The sequence below is a fragment of the Bacillus sp. JJ722 genome (genome assembly GCF_036963345.1).
GTDB lineage: Bacteria > Bacillota > Bacilli > Bacillales > DSM-1321 > Bacillus_AD.
Genome location: NZ_JBALMO010000104.1, coordinates 36,273 through 53,027 on the forward strand (window position 1 = coordinate 36,273; position 16,755 = coordinate 53,027).

General features: G+C 35.4%; 16 protein-coding genes, 1 pseudogene and 1 riboswitch. Of the genes and pseudogenes, 6 read left to right on the forward strand and 11 right to left on the reverse strand.

Going from position 1 to position 16,755, the window contains the following annotated elements:
• The coding region (locus V7014_RS13765; RefSeq protein WP_335508018.1) for a cob(I)yrinic acid a,c-diamide adenosyltransferase at nucleotides 1-246 on the reverse strand (246 nt) is incomplete at its 3' end.
• A gap of 148 nt (nucleotides 247-394) precedes the next feature.
• A riboswitch (cobalamin riboswitch) is annotated at nucleotides 395-566 on the reverse strand.
• Nucleotides 557-1,054 carry an ECF transporter S component gene (locus V7014_RS13770; protein ID WP_335508019.1) on the reverse strand — a complete coding sequence of 166 codons (498 nt, stop codon included), beginning with the start codon at nucleotides 1,052-1,054 and terminating at the stop codon, nucleotides 557-559. It overlaps the preceding riboswitch by 10 nt.
• Before the next feature lie 308 nt (nucleotides 1,055-1,362).
• Here V7014_RS13770 and V7014_RS13775 point away from each other — a divergent pair, with 308 nt between their 5' ends.
• A complete protein-coding gene (locus V7014_RS13775; protein ID WP_335508020.1) occupies nucleotides 1,363-1,560 on the forward strand; it encodes a YwbE family protein in 198 nt (65 codons plus the stop codon).
• A gap of 64 nt (nucleotides 1,561-1,624) precedes the next feature.
• On the opposite strand, the gene V7014_RS13780 is transcribed toward V7014_RS13775, so the two are convergent.
• The 3 genes and pseudogenes from V7014_RS13780 to V7014_RS13790 all read right to left on the reverse strand — a co-directional run.
• A complete protein-coding gene (locus V7014_RS13780) occupies nucleotides 1,625-2,620 on the reverse strand; it encodes an NADPH:quinone oxidoreductase family protein (RefSeq protein WP_335508021.1) in 996 nt (331 codons plus the stop codon).
• A gap of 71 nt (nucleotides 2,621-2,691) precedes the next feature.
• Nucleotides 2,692-4,203 carry an osmoprotectant update ABC transporter permease/substrate-binding subunit OpuFB gene (gene opuFB / locus V7014_RS13785; protein ID WP_335508022.1) on the reverse strand — a complete coding sequence of 504 codons (1,512 nt, stop codon included), beginning with the start codon at nucleotides 4,201-4,203 and terminating at the stop codon, nucleotides 2,692-2,694.
• 41 nt (nucleotides 4,204-4,244) lie between these two features.
• Nucleotides 4,245-4,970 (reverse strand): annotated as a pseudogene (locus tag V7014_RS13790) (ABC transporter ATP-binding protein); the annotation flags it as partial.
• A 264-nt stretch (nucleotides 4,971-5,234) separates the two neighbouring features.
• Here V7014_RS13790 and V7014_RS13795 point away from each other — a divergent pair.
• Nucleotides 5,235-6,026 carry a hypothetical protein gene (locus V7014_RS13795; protein WP_335508023.1) on the forward strand — a complete coding sequence of 264 codons (792 nt, stop codon included), beginning with the start codon at nucleotides 5,235-5,237 and terminating at the stop codon, nucleotides 6,024-6,026.
• A gap of 55 nt (nucleotides 6,027-6,081) precedes the next feature.
• Here V7014_RS13795 and aroD read toward each other — a convergent pair whose 3' ends face one another.
• The 5 genes from aroD to V7014_RS13820 form a co-directional block, all read right to left on the reverse strand.
• Nucleotides 6,082-6,843 (reverse strand): type I 3-dehydroquinate dehydratase, encoded by a 762-nt coding sequence (aroD, locus tag V7014_RS13800; protein ID WP_335508024.1) that lies wholly within the window; start codon nucleotides 6,841-6,843, stop codon nucleotides 6,082-6,084.
• 97 nt (nucleotides 6,844-6,940) lie between these two features.
• A complete protein-coding gene (locus tag V7014_RS13805; protein WP_335508025.1) occupies nucleotides 6,941-7,489 on the reverse strand; it encodes a shikimate kinase in 549 nt (182 codons plus the stop codon).
• Between the two features lie 365 nt (nucleotides 7,490-7,854).
• Nucleotides 7,855-8,463, reverse strand: coding sequence for a hypothetical protein (locus V7014_RS13810; protein WP_335508026.1), 609 nt, complete (start codon nucleotides 8,461-8,463; stop codon nucleotides 7,855-7,857).
• A 143-nt stretch (nucleotides 8,464-8,606) separates the two neighbouring features.
• Entirely contained in the window at nucleotides 8,607-9,911 is a 1,305-nt protein-coding gene (locus V7014_RS13815; RefSeq protein WP_335508027.1) for a LacI family DNA-binding transcriptional regulator, read from the reverse strand.
• Between the two features lie 50 nt (nucleotides 9,912-9,961).
• On the reverse strand, nucleotides 9,962-11,632 hold the full coding sequence (locus V7014_RS13820) for a PTS transporter subunit EIIC (protein WP_335508028.1): 1,671 nt from the start codon (nucleotides 11,630-11,632) through the stop codon (nucleotides 9,962-9,964).
• A 408-nt stretch (nucleotides 11,633-12,040) separates the two neighbouring features.
• On the opposite strand from V7014_RS13820, the gene bioD reads away from it, so the two are divergent.
• The 4 genes from bioD to bioB are packed head-to-tail and all read left to right on the forward strand — an operon-like array spanning nucleotide 12,041 to nucleotide 15,691.
• Nucleotides 12,041-12,733: a dethiobiotin synthase gene (gene bioD / locus V7014_RS13825; RefSeq protein WP_335508029.1), complete on the forward strand. Its 693-nt coding sequence runs from the start codon at nucleotides 12,041-12,043 to the stop codon at nucleotides 12,731-12,733.
• On the forward strand, nucleotides 12,730-14,112 hold the full coding sequence (bioA, locus tag V7014_RS13830; RefSeq protein ID WP_335508030.1) for an adenosylmethionine--8-amino-7-oxononanoate transaminase: 1,383 nt from the start codon (nucleotides 12,730-12,732) through the stop codon (nucleotides 14,110-14,112). Before bioD ends, bioA begins: the two co-directional genes overlap by 4 nt.
• The gene (locus tag V7014_RS13835; protein ID WP_335508031.1) at nucleotides 14,109-14,693 is read left to right on the forward strand and encodes a biotin transporter BioY; all 585 of its coding nucleotides are present in this window, start codon (nucleotides 14,109-14,111) and stop codon (nucleotides 14,691-14,693) included. Before bioA ends, V7014_RS13835 begins: the two co-directional genes overlap by 4 nt.
• Entirely contained in the window at nucleotides 14,690-15,691 is a 1,002-nt protein-coding gene (bioB, locus tag V7014_RS13840; RefSeq protein WP_335508032.1) for a biotin synthase BioB, read from the forward strand. The genes V7014_RS13835 and bioB overlap by 4 nt, the downstream gene beginning before the upstream one ends.
• Before the next feature lie 43 nt (nucleotides 15,692-15,734).
• Here bioB and V7014_RS13845 read toward each other — a convergent pair whose 3' ends face one another.
• Nucleotides 15,735-16,619 (reverse strand): glucosaminidase domain-containing protein, encoded by an 885-nt coding sequence (locus V7014_RS13845; protein ID WP_335508033.1) that lies wholly within the window; start codon nucleotides 16,617-16,619, stop codon nucleotides 15,735-15,737.
• Nucleotides 16,620-16,755 lie beyond the last annotated feature (136 nt).

Sequence of the window (16,755 nt, forward strand, 5' to 3'; positions counted from 1 at the left end):
TTTTGAAGTGGGAGTCTTATCGCCAGTTTGAACGGGATAAATCGCTTGAACGCCTACTTGATAATAATGTTTGTCTTCATGTACATTCGAAACCAAATCAGCAATGTCTTTAATTGCTTGCTTTGCATCACGCCCTGTAATAATGACATGAGTTGATTTTGGTTTATTTTGTAAAGCATAGAGGACTTCTGTTAAAGGAATCACATCATCAATTGTGAATGCTTTAATTCGTTGAAATTTTCCCACCTCTCTTTTTTTACATAAAAAACAAGACGCCTAACTACAGGTAGCTTGGCGCCTTATATTTCGATAATCATGTTTTTCTCTTGTATTTAAACACTAGACGAAAAATCACAAAGTCTCATATAGACAACATGCTCCCTTGAGCAATTGTTGCAATGCTCTGTCTAAAGGAGGTATCCTGACTTAGCTTCAGCCGATCATCCCACCTTCCCAAATCGCATCGATTCAGTGGTTTTTCATTCGGGATTTCGTCCACCATACAGTAGTTAGGGTCTGTAGAGGATTCTCACCTCTTTCCCTTACCTTTAAACAGTTAAATTTCCAAGAATTTCTTTTTCCATTTCATTGGAAACGCTACATACACTAGTTCAGCAATCACTAAATTGCCAAGCGTTCCAAGTGCTAAAGCAGGAAATACGACAAATGTCATATCCTTAATAAGTGGATAAAGCGCCAAAAGTGAAAAAGGACAATTGAAAAGAAACATAATAACACCAGAACCAACGATGGCTACTACACCATTTCCTTTCTTCTCAAACCAACTTCTCGACACACCATACATGTACATTGTTAACGCCATCATTAACGCAACAATAATATGAACTGGCAACGTTAGCGGAAAACCTACTAGAAGTGATGATACGATGTGTCCAAAGAATCCAAGTGCCATTCCATAAATTGGTCCAAGAAGTAATGTTCCTATTAGGGCAGGAGCTGCATCCAAAGCAACAGAACCCATGAATTTAATATTCGCTCCAATAAAGCACAATGCCACAAACAAAGAACATATTATTATTTTATTAATCTTCACCGCAAACTCCTCATTGTATATGTCATATTATTTAATTATATTATAAAATTGCAATTCTATTGAAACAAGATACATCTCATTAAAAACAACATAGTAGCATCATCAATACTACTATCTTATTCATAATTTTATCATTATTAAGTACTAGTAGATTAACTTATTTTTGCAAAGAAGATAAATAACAAAATATTACTATACAGGAAAGAACCACCTAATTCAAATCGAATCGAACAAAAACTACTATCATGAGTGTAAATAAAATATGGTAGAGTATAAAGAATGAAACTATAACAAATGGAGTTGATTGTATGCCACATACTAAAAGAAGTAATTTATCACCAGGTATGTTAGTCGATATCGTTCTAAAGAAAGATCAACGAACTGAATTATTAACGAGAGGAACGATCAAACGATTACTAACGAATTCAAGTGTTCATCATCACGGAATTAAAGTCGAGCTAACAAACGGGCAAGTCGGTCGAGTAAAGCATATCATTGAAGAATAATGAACATAAAGCTTGCATCTAAAAGCCCCAGTGAATACTATCTCACTGGGGTTGCTTGTGTCATTTATATATCTCCTAACTTAACAATAGCACGCCCTGTCATTTTTCCCGCTAATATTTTCGGAAACACATCCATTAACTCATCTAGTGAGACTTCATGAATACCAGCATGTAAAACCTGATTAGGTTTTAAATCCATTGCAATTCGCTCCCATAATGGTTGGCGATTAGCCATTGGACAATACACCGAATCGATTCCAATTAATTGTACACCTCGTAAAATAAATGGAAAGACTGTTGTATCTACATTTATTCCAGCCGTCATTCCGCTAACAGCCACTGCTCCACCGTACTTCACGTTCGGTAAAACAGCAGCTAATGTTTGTCCACCAACAGGATCAACAACTCCGGCCCAACGCATTTTTCCAAGTGGTCTGATTTTCTCAGGTACTACTTCTTCCCTTGAAATCACTTCGTTCGCTCCTATTTCTTCTAGAAATGTATGAGCCTCTTGCTTTCCAGAACTCGCTACTACTGTATAACCTTTATTTTTCAACATGGATACAGCCATGCTTCCGACACCACCAGTAGCACCTGTTACAAGAATTTCACCATCCTCTGGTTTAACACCTTGATGTTCTAGTGCCTGTACGGATAAAGCAGCTGTGAATCCAGCTGTTCCAACCATCATCGCTTCTTTAAGCGTTAAACTTTTAGGTAAAGCCACTACCCAGTCTGCTGGTACACGAATATATTCACTATATCCCCCGAAATGAGAAACACCTAGTTCGTAACCCGTTACAAGAACCGCATCTCCTTCAGCGAAACGTGCATCTCTTGATTCAGCAACAATACCCGCTGCATCAATACCAGGAATAAATGGATAACTTCTGACAATATTACCATTTGGAATAGTTGCCAAACCGTCTTTGTAATTCACACTTGAATAGGCAACGCGGATAAGCACATCCCCATTAGGCAAATCTTCTTTCGTAATATTTTTCAAATTAAGTGATGTTTCTTCCCCTAGCTTCTCAACAAAAAGTGCTTTGAATGTCATGAATACTACACCTCTCCAATTTAATCTAATAAGTACTGTGAATCTATGTAGTTACTAGTATTAATCATATATTAAATATTCAATTTGCGTAAGTAAGCTTTAGCGACATCTTCTGCACTTTTTCCTTCTACATTTACTTGATAATTCATCTCTCTCATATCATCATCACTTACTTTTCCAGCGAGTTTATTTAAAGCTTCAACAATTTCAGGATATTCTTCTACCGTTTCTTGTCGTAATAATGGTGCTCCTTGATACGGTGGGAACAGCTCTTTATCATCTTCTAGCACTTGTAATTGATATTGTCGAATTTCACTATCAGTTGAATAGGCATCCAACAATTGAATGTCACCTGTTTCAATCGCGTTGTAGCGCAATTTCGGCTCCATCGTTACCACATTACCGAGTTTAATATCATAAAGTTCTTGTATGCCACGATAACCATCTTCACGATCGTTAAACTCTAAAGTAAAACCTGCTTTAATATTTTGTTGCACTGCTTTTAAGTCAGAGATTTTTTTCAAATCATACTGCTCTGCCGTTTCCTTGGTTACAGCAAGCGCATACGTGTTGTTATAGCTCATTGGTTTTAACAAACTCATGTCGAATTTCTCTAACATACCTTCTCTAGCCTGTTCATAGACTTCTTCACGATTATTACTAACTGCCGTTTCTTTCATAAATTCTGAAATCGCTGTGCCAGTAAATTCTGGATAAATATCAATATCTCCTGATTTTAACGCATTAAAGACAAAGGGTGTTTTCCCGAAGCCCGGTTTCAACTCAACTTCTAAATCCGTTTCTTCTTCAATTAAAATTTTGTACATATTAATTAAAATTTCTGGTTCAGATCCAAGCTTACCAGCAATCACAATCTCTTTACTATTTGCGCTATTTAATAAAGGAAAGACCATCATTATCAATGAGACGACAACAATTACCCCAAGTGTCGTAACTGATTTCTTGAAAGAAAGTCGTTCAAATCGTTTCAAAAGAAAATCGAAGAAAAGCGCCAATAAAGCAGCTGGAATCGCCCCTAACAATATAAGCGATGTATTGTTTCGATCAATCCCAAGCAAAATAAGATCTCCTAAGCCACCCGCTCCTATAAGAGCAGCAAGAGTAGCTGTTCCAACAATTAACACCATCGCCGTTCGGATCCCCGCCATAATAACAGGCATCGCTAATGGAAGCTCTACTTTCAGTAAACGTTGTGTCGTATTCATTCCCATGGCCATTGCTGCTTCCCTTAATGAGGCATCCACTTCATTGATTCCTGTGTATGTATTTCGCAAGATTGGAAGAAGTGCATACACAACAAGTGCTATAATGGCTGGTACTTTACCAATCCCAAACAACGGAATTAACAATCCAAGTAACGCTAAAGAAGGAATCGTCTGCAAAACAGCACTAACTCCAATCACACTTTCAGCGATAGCTGGCTTTCTTGTTAAATAAATACCTAATGGAATTGAAATGATAACAGCAAAGAGGAGCGCAATGAATGAGATTTGAATATGCTCTAATAATGCTGCTAGGAGCTCACCTTTTCTCTCTTCAAAAACCGTCATGAACTGATTCATACCCTTGTCCCACTTTCTTTTAGTTCAACTTGTGAGTTTAGAAGGTGATTTTGACCTACAAAGGTTTCTACAAACTCATTAGCAGGGTTATCAAGAATATCTTGAGGTGTTCCCAATTGTTCTATTTCCCCATCCTTCATAACTAGAATACGATCGCCTAGTTTTAAAGCTTCTTGCATATCATGTGTAACAAACACAATAGTCTTATGTATTTTCCTTTGCAATTCAAGAATATCATCTTGCAATTTCATTCGACTAATTGGATCTAATGCACTAAATGGTTCATCCATTAAAATAATTTCAGGGTCTGCTGCTAGCGCTCGTATTACTCCAACCCTTTGTTGCTGACCTCCTGAAAGTTCATTTGGTTTTCGATCACGATACATGTCCGGATCTAGACCTACCATCTCCAACAATTCATCGACTCTTTGCTCCACTTGCTTACGATCCCACTTCTTTAACTCTGGAACAATCGCAACATTTTCTGCAATTGACATATGTGGAAATAGTGCAATTTGCTGCAATACATAACCTATATTCCACCTTAATTCATGGATGTTATATTCACTAATCTGTTTTCCATTAATTAATATGGCTCCGTCCGTTAAATCAATTAAACGATTAATCATTTTCAGCATTGTTGTTTTTCCACAGCCACTCGGACCAATAATGACAAAGAACTCTCCTTGTCCTATTTCTACATTAAGATCACGGACCGCGTATGTCTCATCTTGATATTGCTTTGATACGTTAGAAAATTGAATCACTGCATTCACTCCTTTTTTCTTTTTTCTAAGTTACATATATAATGAGCGACTCATTCTTAATTGTCACTTGATAAAATTCAGAGGTAAATTGACTTCAACTCATCTCTTTTAATTTCCCAAATACTATACACTAAAACCTCTTCCCATTGAAACTAATTAAGAATTGAACAAAGGTTCCTATTATCATTTCACATCCAAAAGGTTTATAGTAAAAGATGAAAACTGCTTCTATGGACTTTCAGTTTAACAAGGAGAAATTACTTAATGTTTAAGAAATCATATTTAGCTTGGATCTTTGGAGGATTACTTCTTGGTTCAATGGGTATAATCATATACCTTTTATATAATCAACCACAAAATGTTTCAGATGATAATAAAAAGAAGAAGGAAGAAAACATCCTTGAAGTCAATGATTATGGAGGAGCATATCTTCAATCTATCGGCCAAAAAGTGCACCAAAAAGATTTTGGAACCTTGAAACTATTAAATCACATACCTGTAAATGAAACATATAAAGTTGCTTCAATGATTATTACTATTGATGGAATCAAAATAATTGAACTATCTAATATGAATGAGGATACGAAAGAATCACTCGCCGCCTATACAGGACTAACTTTTGAAGAAGTTGCTAAACGTCATTATAAGGATCATTTAAGCTTGGAAGAGATTGATGAAATAGCAGCTTTTTCTAAAATTGAAATTGATAAAAAAATCACGTATTTTGAAGTTTCCTACTCCGTTCAAAATACCTCTTCCAAAGAAGTACAGTTTTTTAGCTTAGAAAATGTCACCTTCAATGATGAACTTTCCTATCCTGTACCTGATAAAAACTTTATCTTATCAGATGACACATTTATAGGAACAAAAAGCGTAAGCAAAATTGATTATCAACCAAACGAAAAACGAGAAGGAACAATTGGCTTGATTAATGATTCAGGTGAATCAATCAACCATGTTACATCTTTTTCCTTTACAACGTCCGATTTGCTTGATGGTGTATCACACGAGTTAATTGCCAAGGCAAAGACTTTTAATGTTAATCTACCAAAATAATTGAAAGCAAAGAAATTGTCTTATAGACAGCTTCTTTGCTTTATTATTTTCTCTATCACAAGCTCTTATGCAAAATCCCCAAAACAGCTCTTAATTCATCTACAGGAATTTGCCCCGGTGCTGACGCTTCTTTTCCCGCTCCAAATGTCATTGCAGAGCCAAACAGCTCACCTGCTAATCGACTAATTACACCAGTCCCTCCCATAGACATGGTAATAATCGGGCGATTTGCATACTGTGTTTGCATCGTGTTTGTTGCGTCTAATAGAGTAATCACATCACTCACAGATGTTGGCATTACCGCTATTTTCGGCAGATCAGCTCCATACTCTTGCATCTTACATAAACGACTTATAATTTCTTCTTTGTCAGGTGTTTTGATGAAATCGTGATTTGACATAATCACATATACACCATTTTCCTTAGCTGTGGCTACTAACTCGCTAACAATTGCTTTTTCAGAAAATAACTCGACATCTACTAAATCAATGTTTTTAGTAAGAATTGCTGCTTTATTCAGTTCCAAGTAGTACATATCACTGATCTCTTTATCCCCACCTTCTTTATGACTTCTAAAAGTAAACAATAATAATTCATCAACGAAAACTGCTCTTATCTTTAATAGCAATTCTGAAACAGCCTTTATATCCCCTACATTTTCATAACAATCTACTCGCCACTCTACTACATCCGCTGCAAGTGCCTTTACTGATTCAGCCTCTTGCAGTATTGCTTCTTCCGTTTTACCGACTAATGGTACGATGACTTTCGGAGTCCCTTCCCCAATCTTGACATGTTTTATAGTAAGTGTATTCATTATCCGCCGCCCTTTCGCTAATTAAAAAAGAAGTAAATAGTCGTACTTATAAAGTACAAGCATTTACTTCCTCACATTTCTCATTAATATTGTGATATTATTCATACAAATTCCAAGCAAGCTTTAATGAGCTTACAATATAATCTGCAACTTCTTCAATATCTTGATGATCGGTTGTAATTCTGGAATGATGGTGAGAATATATTTCTTGTCTTTCATTAAATAACTCTTCTATCTGTTCAATCGTTCTACCTTGAAGAACAGGTCGACTATCAATAATCAAGCTTATTCTTTCTTTCCATGATTCCCAAGATAAATCTAAGAAAAGGACAATGCATTTCTCTAAGCAAACTTGTCTTATTTCTTCTTGCATAAATGCTCCGCCACCTAAAGAAATAATCTTAAGCTTCTTGTTGCACATATCTGTAATGACATTCTTTTCTTTTTCACGAAAAGCCTTTTCACCAATCGACTTAAAGATTTCAGTAACCGGCATGCCATATTCTGCTTCAATTTCCGCATCAATATCAATAAAATCTCGATACAGCTTCTTGGCAACTAGTTCTCCAATTGTTGTCTTCCCTACTCCCATGAATCCTATAAACACGATGTTCCGTTCTTTAAGAGACATTTCACGGTTACTCATATCTCATGTTCCCCTTGCTATCTATAATAATGTTTTGTATTAGTAAATTAATGTTCCCATTAAAACATAAGTAAAATTATATACTAATTAAATTAGCTTGTAAAACCGATTTGTTAGAATTATAAGTTTATTAAAGATCTCTAGATTAAAAATAGGAATAATCCTAGAAATATCATCTCTAACTATATAAAACCCTATGTAATTAGATAAAAATGCAAACTTAACTACAAAAAACACCCTAATTACAATAAAATAAAAAAGGAAGTGATGACTCCTTCCTCCAGTCCTGCTACTCCTTAATTTCCATATACATATAGAAACTAGTAGTGTTTAGTTTCTTCTCACTTTCATTTCAATTCTTACTTTTATTCAAAATCAGCATTAAAATCCTGCTTTACAATCAAAGAAGCATTTCCATATTGAGCAGATGCGGTTGGCGCTGAAAAGACCGCCTCATAAAAACCTACTTGAACAATATCTCCAGCTTGCAATGGACGCTGATACGTAACATTTAACGAAGATGGAATGATTACTTCTTCAGCTGTTCCTTTGGCTCTGTAAGTCACTCCAGAACTATAATCAAACACATCATTTACATAAAGACCCACAATAATATGACTTGTATCTGTTTCTACACTGAAAACTTGGGCAACAGTGACAGCGTAAGATATCGTATACAGCCCTGATTGTAAAATTTTGATTGAATTATTAAATGGATTAGGAACAGTAGCACAATACTTACCACATGTTGTAAAGTCTACTTTTTGCACAGGGAAATTTGTAGGAAATGTTCCAGCTACAATAGGTGTTGTCGCAGATGGTGGAGCTGGATTGAATAAAGAGCCTGATGCTCCCTCCTCACATTCACACTTATCTTCTACTTCACTTAGCGTGATATATTTCATCTTCTTTTTCGATTTATACGATGAACAAATACAATCATCACAATCACAATAGCAATTTGTATAAGCCATATAATTCTCTCCTTAAATAGATTCTCTATATTAGATGAAAGAACTATACATTTTGTTAAACAAATGCCTAAAACAAGAAGAACTTTCACGCACCTTTACCCACAACGCAAAAGGAAGCCACACAATAGTCGTAGCTTCCCTTTTTAATTACGCTTGCAGACTGATTCCCTTTCGACGATGGAAACAGGTAGCATGTATTCTCTTTTAACCGGTTCACCTTTAGCTTTTCGGATAACAATGGTGACAGCCGTTTCACCTTTCAGAAAGATATTTTGATCAACAGTCGTCAATTCTGGATTACTATACTTGCTAAATTGAATATTATCAAAACCCATGATGGAAATATCATCAGGGACTTTAAATCCCGCCTTCATAAATCCTTTCATTAATCCGATGGCCATTATATCTGATGTACAAAATACAGCGTCATATTTATGATGACTTGCAGCAATTTTTTGAGCTATTCGAATACCTTCCTCATAGCTATAGTTTACTTCCGATAAGTACACATCCTGCGCCTTATATGTTAGTCCATAAGATTGTAAAGCTTCCTTATAACCTGCAATTCGATGCTCAATAAAGTTTCCTCTGTCATTTTTACATCCTACAAAAGCGATCTTATTATGCCCTTTTAAAATTAAATATTCAATGCTTTCAAAAGCACCTTTTTGATCTTCAGATGTAAGTGTTACGAAGTTAGAGTGAAATTCATATTCATCGATAATGACAATTGGTATTTTTAGTTTTTTCAATACATTCGATAAATGGATAGGAAGCTTTCCAACAACAATAACACCTAAATAGGACGGTTCCCTTATTGATTCATAAGAATCTGTATCATTGGAGTTAAAGATTTGCACAGTAAGATGATTTTCTTTAGCGGTGTGCTCTACACTACTGATAAATTGTTGATAGAAAGGATTCATTTCTAGTAACGTATGTTTAAAATCACGTTCCATTTCCATGAACACAGCAATGGTTGTTTTTGATCTTTTCATTAATTGCTCTAGAAATCCACTTGGTAAATAACCTCGTTCAGCAATAGTGCTTATTAATTTGCTTTTTGTTTCTTTTGGTACTTTCCCTACTTTAGCTTTAATAAAAGAATCCATAAACTCTTTATAGAATGGTTGTCCTTCCAAAAATGCGTTATAGTCGTCGGACTGGTCTTGGTTATTTTTTGCTAATTCTCTCGCCGTGGAATTCGGTGTATAACCTAATTCCTTAATGACATCTAACACTCGTTGCTTCGTTTCTTCTGACACTTTATCTACACCATTCAAAACATATGAAACGGTAGCCTTCGATACGTTTGCTTTTTGAGCAACATCTTTGATGGTGACTTTTCGATCTTTCAATTGTACTTCCTCCAAAGTCAATACTACTACCATTGTCATGTAATATTCCCTTTTTGTAAATAGAAAATGAGCAAGACTATGCTTGCTCATTCTCCCAAAAACAATTAGTAGTGCTGCTTACATAACTAAGCATCAAACACTTACATAATTTCTTTAATATAGTTTTTCAATGTGTCTGATTTTCCACCGAAAATCGCTTGTACACCACCTGAAATTTCTAGTACACCTGATGCTCCTAGTTTTTTCAGTTCAGTTTTATCAACGACTTTCGCGTCTTTTACTTCTACACGTAGACGAGTAATACAAGCATCAATATTTTCGATATTGTCGCTTCCGCCTAATGCTTCTAATACTTTCGGAGCAATTTCGCGAAGCTCATCGTTTCCACCAGCTTTAGCAGTTGTTGGTGCAGTTGCACCGTCTTTACCTTGGAAATCAGCTTTTGAAAAAAGTTTTGTTTCTTCGTCTTCATCTTCACGACCTGGTGTTTTCAAGTCGAGTTTAGTAATCACGAATTTGAAAATGAAGTAGTACAGCGCAAAGTAAACAACACCTACACCAATTACATATAACCAGTTAGTTGGAACACCAGCACCCGCAGGAAGTAAACCGAATAATGTGAAGTCAATAATACCACCTGAGAATGTCATACCAATAAATACATTAAAGATATCCATTAACATGAATGAGAAACCAGCTAAGATCGCATGAATTACATATAACCATGGAGCTACGAACAAGAATGTAAATTCTAGTGGTTCTGTAATACCTGTTAACGCTGCTGTTCCAGCTGCTGAAGCTAATAATGAACCAACCACAGCTTTCTTACTTGGTTTAGCTGTTTTGTACATAGCAAGCGCTGCCCCAGCTAGACCAAACATCATGAATGGGAATTTACCAGCCATGAAACGAGTTGTACCATTTACAATTGCATCCATTGTTTCAGGAGATGCACCTACTAAATCTTTCATTGAACCTAATTGAGCAAAGTAAGCAGTATTCGCTCCATCAATTACTGTTGGTACACCATTGATGATTACTTCTGCTTGTACTAAAGAAGAGAACCAGAAAGGTGTATAGAACACGTGATGTAAACCAAATGGAATTAATGAACGTTCAATTAATCCATAGAAGAATGTTCCAGCAGCACCTGAAGCGTTAACTAAGTTTGCTAATGCTGCAATTCCGTCTTGAACAAACGGCCATAAGAAACCAAGAATCGCCCCAACGAAAGCCATTACTATCGCTGTGATAATTGGAACAAAACGAGATCCCGCAAAGAATGAGAACATCGGATTGAATGTAATATTATAATAGCGATTATGAAGCACACTTGTAACCATACCTGTGATAATACCACCAAATACTGACATGTTAAGAGTAAAGATACCAACCGTTGTTGTTACGTATGTACCATACTCGCCAACATTATCTGGAGTAACAACACCAAGTCTTGTATAACCAAGTGTTAACATTGTTGAAATTACTTGGTGCATAATAAGGAAACCAAATACAGAAGCCAAAGCAGCTGTACCTTTATCTTCCTTAGCTAGTCCTACCGCTACACCAATTGCGAACAGGATAGGAAGGTTTCCGAAAACAATATCTCCGACACCCTTCATAATATTTAAAATCCCGTTTACAAAATCAATATTTACAAAAGAGATTAATGGACCATAAATAGAGGGTGCATTATCTAAACTAGCAATACCTAGTAAAGCACCACCAATGCCTAGTAAAATACCTGCGATCGGTAAAGCAGCGATCGGTAACATAATCGCTTTACCAATACGTTGAAGATACTTAAACATATATAAGTTCATCCTTTCAAACCAATTTAGTTAACTGTTAACCGTCATTTTGGTTAAACGGTTAACTTAACGATTATTACTATATCACAATAAATCAGAAAACGGTTACAACTTTAATGTGAACATTTTATGAACGTTTTGTGAACGAATGATAATAACTTACATTATTACGAATATAAATAATATTCATCTTTTCCTTCTCATGATTGTTCACTATTATTCACTATCCTAATATAATTTCTCCATAGTTCATTCTGTTTATACGAAATAATAAGCATTAACATTCTAGGAACATTTCATTTTTCTCTTCATTTCGCTTTCAAAAACAGTAATTCCAAAAATATTTACAATCCACAATAAATATGTTAACTTTTTTCATATAAAGTTAACACAAATGGAGGGGATGTTTTGGCACATGCTTTTTGGATCGTGGGGACAGATACCGATATCGGAAAAACTTTCGTGACAGCACATCTTATGCGCTTTTTCCAATCAAGCAGCAAATCTGTTTTACCTTATAAGCCAATCCAAACTGGATTAATTGCAGAAAACAACAAACAATTTTATGGTGACACAGAATTTTATAAAAGTTATAGCTCTGTATCATTGACTGAAGAACATTTAAATAGTTATTCGTTCAAGGAAGCAGCATCTCCTCATTATGCGGCTAAGCTGGAAGGAAAAATGATTGAAGAAAGTATCATATTGAAAAAAATTGAAGAGCTGCAAACACTCTATGATTATGTCATATGTGAAGGTGCAGGTGGATTGTTTGTACCTTTAGATGATCAGCGCAACTATCAATTCATTCATTTAATCAAACAGTCAGGCCTACCTGTAGTTCTAGTAACCCGTACAGGACTTGGTACTATTAATCACACTTTGCTTTCAGTAGAAGCTCTAAAAACGAATAATATTCCACTCCTAGGCTTAGTGTTTAATGGATATGAGGGCACAAATATTGAAAAGAATAATATCGAAACCATAACACAAATTATCTCAATGCCGTCATTAATTGTTCCGAAATTAGAAAGTGTCGATGATTTAAAACAACTCCGGGCAGAAAATACTGAATTTTACGAAAGGATTTCGTCGAAATGAACGCTACCCTATCGAATTTACAAACTCTAGATTTAAAGCATATTTGGCACCCATGTTCTCAAATGAAGGATTATGAGCAATTTCCACCTATCGTTATTAAAAATGGAGACGGAATTTATCTATACGATGAAAACGGAAAACAATATGTAGATGCTGTATCTTCTTGGTGGGTAAATTTATTTGGACATGCAAATAAACGAATTAGTAAAGCCTTAGCAGATCAAGCTTCTCAATTAGAACATGTAATTTTTGCAAACTTCACACATGAACCAGCCATTAAACTTGCTGAAAAACTAACTCGATTAACACCACCGGGACTAAACAAAGTTTTCTTTGCTGATAATGGTTCATCCGCGATTGAAATCGCGCTCAAAATGAGTTTCCAATATCATATGCAGACAAACAAACCAAATAAAAAACGCTTTATGGCGTTAACTGATGCCTATCACGGGGAAACATTAGGAGCATTATCTGTCGGTGGAGTAGATTTATACAATGAAATTTATCAACCTTTGTTGTTAAATACAGTTCGAGCACAAGGACCTGATTGTTTTCGTTGTTCGTTTAGTGAAACTCCTACATCATGCCATACACCTTGTATTTCATTTGTCGAAGAACAACTAAAGGAGCATCACGAAGAATTGACTGCCATCATTGTTGAGCCTTTAATTCAAGCAGCCGCAGGAATGAAGATGTATCCACCTTCCTACTTAAAGAAATTAAAAAAACTATGTGAGCAATATGATGTTCACTTAATTGCTGACGAAATCGCTGTAGGTTTCGGACGTACTGGTACCTTATTTGCTTGTGAACAAGCCGATATTACTCCCGACTTTATGTGTTTGTCCAAAGGCTTAACTGGGGGCTTTTTACCTTTATCAGTCGTCTTAACAACAGATTGTATTTATAATGCATTCTACGATGATTACGCTAGTATGAAAGCTTTCTTACATTCACATAGTTATACCGGAAACACATTAGCATGCCGAGTAGCTCTTGAAGTATTACAAATCTTCGAAGACGAAGACTATATTGAAAAAAACAAAAAGAAAAGTACATATATGCGTACACTTGCCACTGAAATATTTTCATCGAAAAGCTATGTAGGTGAATATAGACAACTAGGCATGGTTGGTGCAATCGAATTAGTCAGCAATAAAGAAACGAAAGAATCCTTTCCAAGCAATTCACGAGTTGGCTATAACATTTATAAAATCGCATTAGAGAAAGGCCTTCTGTTAAGACCACTTGGAAATGTTCTGTATTTTATGCCACCTTATATCATCACAGAAGAAGAAATTCATTGGATGATCATGACGGCCAATGAAGCAATCGATCAATATTTTAAACACCACCTATTGCATGTAGGAGGTGAATGAAAATTAAAAGAACTTCAACCGTTTCATTAGCAGCAGTCGCCTTATTTGCAGCATTAACAGCTATTGGCGCTTTTATCAAAATCCCATTACCTTATGTACCATTTACTTTACAAATATTATTTGTTTTTTTATCGGGTTGTCTATTAGGAAGCAAAAGAGGCCTTCAAAGCCAACTCGTATATGTAGGAATTGGTTTAGCCGGGTTACCTGTATTTACACAAGGTGCCGGAATCGGTTATGTATTACAGCCAACATTTGGCTATTTAATTGGTTTTATACTTGCTGCATATGTAGTTGGATGGATTATTGAAAGAATTCCTAATCCACAAATAAAACATTTCATTATCGCCAATATAGTGGGAGTTATAGTTGTTTATCTATTCGGAGTCCCATATATTTATTTAGCTTTTAATACATGGATGGATATACCACATGGATGGCCATATGTACTTATGATCGGCTTTGTCAACAGTATAGCCGGAGATTTAATCATAGCGGCGGTTGCCGGAATTTTAGTGGCCAGATTGTATAAAGCATTCAATAAGAATATCATCACTATTCAAGGGGAGAAATCAATATGAATTGGTTACAGTTAGCTCAAGAAGTAATTGATGGAAAAGTTATTACAGATCAAGAAGCATTAAATATTTTAAATTGTGACGACGATGACTTATTACAGTTAATACATGGTGCTTTCCATATTCGTAAACATTATTACGGCAAGAAAGTGAAATTAAATATGATCATTAACGCAAAAAGCGGTTATTGTCCCGAAGATTGTGGGTATTGCTCTCAATCTTCTAAATCTAGTGCCCCAATTGAAAAGTATCCTTTTCTTTCAAAAGAAGAAATATTAGAAGGTGCAAAACGTGCTTTTGAAAACAAAGTAGGAACATATTGTATTGTAGCAAGCGGACGTGGACCAACGAGAAAAGATGTCGGTGTAGTGAGCGAAGCTGTAGAAGAAATAAAAGAAAAATATGGATTGAAAGTATGTGCATGCTTAGGTCTCCTAAAAGAAGAACAAGCTGCTCAATTAAAAGAAGCTGGCGTTGATCGCTACAACCATAATTTAAATACATCTGAGAAACACCATTCATATATAACGACTACTCATACATATGAAGACCGTATTAATACTGTTGAAACAGTTAAAAAACATGGTATTTCACCTTGCTCCGGCGCCATTATTGGCATGAAAGAAACGAAGAATGATGTTATTGAAATTGCGCGTGCACTTTATCAATTGGATGCAGATTCGATTCCTGTAAACTTCCTACATGCTATTAAAGGTACCAAATTGGAAGGAACACATGAGCTTAATCCACGTTATTGCCTAAAAGTACTAGCATTATTCCGTTATATTAACCCAACAAAAGAAATTCGCATATCTGGTGGACGTGAAGTAAATCTAGGCAGCCTTCAACCATTCGGATTATATATCGCTAATAGTATCTTCTTAGGAAATTATTTAACAACCGAAGGACAAGAAGAAAACCAAGATCATAAAATGTTAGAAGATTTAGGATTTGAAATCGAGCTAATGCCAAAACAAGAAGAAGCATTTGCTTGCCATTAAATACATGCCCCGAAAAAATTCGGGGCATTTTTCTTTATTAGGCTTACTGTTGATAAACAGCACTATCGATTAATTGTAGTTCATACTGCTGAATAAGTTGAATTAAAAGTCGACTATACATTTTATTACCATTTTCATCTACTGCCGTACTATACCCCGCATTTTCTAACGCTTTTGCTTGTTCTATATACGTTTTGGAAGAGAATAGACCATTCTTTGCGTATCGTGGATTTTCTTTTAAAAACAAACCATGATCATCCACAGATTGTGCAACTGAATCATATGCTCGGAAATTTGCTTGAATACGCTTGTCATAAAATTCTGTTGTATTTAAATTGGCCGTCTCGCCTTCCCACTTTGTGTGATCTTTTATCCCAAACAAATTATTATAATCTGCCGCCAATTCAGAGCGTCCCCAATCCGATTCTAAAATGGCTTGTGAAATCGTAATTGATGGTAATACACCATATTTAGTATAGTTATCAACAGCAGCATCTTTAATGCTGGATATAAAATTTTTATTTAATTCTTCATTTTGTTTGTGCGAATACACGACTTCATCATGTAAATATTCACTGTATTGCTCCGCTTTATTTTGCTGACGAGTATTAAAATCTAGCATAGCAGAAACTTCATCCATTGTTCGTAATTTATATTGATTGCCTTTCTTTTCAATAAATAAATTCGTCACTTCTTTAATCTTTTCATCTGATACTGTATTTAAATCACCACTGTTTTGCGTAGCAGAAACAGCCGCTACATTTTTCCAATTCACTTGTATTTTCCCTACACTTACCTCATCTACAATAGCTACAAATTTCTTCATTTCATCTTGAGCAATTGTAATGCTGTCGCTACTCCATAATTTCCATACTATTAGGACAGCACAGGCTAGAAATAGTACCAAAACAACTTTCAATACTTTCATTTAAAACGCCTCTCCCATTATCTTCAATTAATCTATTACAATATTCCTTTAGCATTCTACAATTAAAATATCACACCAATGTTACAAAAAAATAAAGTGAAACTTTAATTGATGTGGGTTTTCATCCATCCCCCAC